Source organism: Pseudoalteromonas sp. NZS127_1, from assembly GCF_015864295.1.
In the GTDB taxonomy this organism is placed as follows: domain Bacteria; phylum Pseudomonadota; class Gammaproteobacteria; order Enterobacterales; family Alteromonadaceae; genus Pseudoalteromonas; species Pseudoalteromonas arctica.
In genome coordinates this window covers 1-1,670 of sequence record NZ_JADYXO010000053.1, presented here as the reverse complement: position 1 = coordinate 1,670, position 1,670 = coordinate 1, and the positions used below count along the sequence as shown (strand labels likewise).

The following is a 1,670-nucleotide window of genomic DNA, read 5'->3' as shown; positions in this document are numbered from 1 at the left end:
CGCTAAATCAGAACCTGATTGAGATAGGTTACGTTGTGCGTTTAATGAAGATACATTTGTGTTTACTGAAATCATAATAAAACTCCTGATTACTTTCGTAAAAGTACTGTTTTTATTTCACCAAGAGCCGTAACAAATTTATGTACAAGCCCCTTACTGATTAAGTTAACGGCAGGGAGTAAAATACCTTTAGCTTTTATTTATAAATAATTACAAATTCATGTTAATAAATTTATAACCTGTTAATTAGTTTGTTACTAGGGGTTAACTATGACACGAACTGCTTTTAAGACTTCTTATTGCAACTACACGGGTGTAGAACAATAGTAGGGGAATTGCCGAAAACAATTAAGTAACGAAATATTTAGCCTTGTTACAATACAATCATCTGTCGTTAAATAAAGCTCATATTGAGCCGATTGGTGCAATATCAAAACCAAATAAAAAGGAGATGACCAAAGTCATCTCCTTTTAAAATTATTGTAAGTATTAGCTAAAATAGAGAAGTAGCTATTACCTTGTTACTGTTAGCCTAGTAGGCTAAGCGCTGTTTGTGGCAACTGATTTGCTTGCGACAAGATTGATGTACCTGCTTGTTGCAATATTTGGTTCTTCGTCATCTCAGCGGTTTCTGTTGCAAAGTCAGTATCTTGAATACGGCTGCGTGATGCAGATACGTTCTCTGATATGTTCGCTAAGTTACTTATTGTGTGGTCAAAACGATTTTGAACCGCACCTAAACTCGCTCGTTGTGAGTCGATGTTTGCAATCGCGTTATCGATAATTGCTAACGCATCTTGTGAGCCCTTTTGGCTTGTAATATCAACGTCAGCAACATCATTTAGCTTACTTGTTGTTTCTGTAACTACACTAGCTAGTGAATCATCAGACGCTTTCACACTGAATGTTTCTGGAGAGTTTAATTGAATACCGCCCGAAATTCGCGTTGAATCAGTCGCAGTACCTGCTACTCCACTTGTTAGTACAACAGGAACAGCTGTACCCGTTGCGCCATCATCTTCAACACCTGCATAAGACAGAGCTGTCACTGATAATGTACTCGCTACAGCAGCACCAGCGGTATCTGCTGTTGCATAGCCTTCTAACGTTATATCTGCACCCGTATTATTAGATACTGATAATACACCGTTTTCAATACTCGCTGTTACGCCATGTTCATCAGTTGCACCATTAATAGCTTCAGCCATTGCTTGCTGGTCGCCATCTGCATTACCTGTAGCTACGTATGAAACCTTCTCGTCGTTAAGCTCAAAACTAACCGTCTCGCCAGAAACTGTTGCAGCACCACCAACAACTACCGTGGCCTCTGTTCTAGCTTGCGCACTAACACCTGTAGAGCTCGTTACACTGTTAATTGCAGCAGCTGTATCTTCTGCGCTAGCGCCTGCAGCAATAGTAACTTTAGCGTCATTACGTCCAGAAATATCATACGTACCGCCTGCATTTGTACTTGCCGCAGCGGTAGAAGCAGCAGCTGCTGTAGCAGTACCAAAACCTTCGTTAGCAGTACCACCTTGTAAATCCACTTGGTTAGACCCAATTTTTTCTGCCGCTACACTAGACAATGATACGTTAATTGTTTCGTTTGCATTTGAACCAATTTGGAATGATTTTGAACCGAAGCTGCCGTTCAATAATTGCTGACCACC

At 40.4% G+C, this 1,670-nt stretch carries 1 protein-coding gene; it reads right to left on the bottom strand.

Annotation, left to right across the window (positions count from 1 at the left end; genetic code table 11):
• Positions 1-527 precede the first annotated feature (527 nt).
• On the bottom strand, positions 528-1,670 hold a 1,143-nt coding region (locus I6F50_RS20380), incomplete at its 5' end, for a flagellin (RefSeq protein ID WP_269435068.1).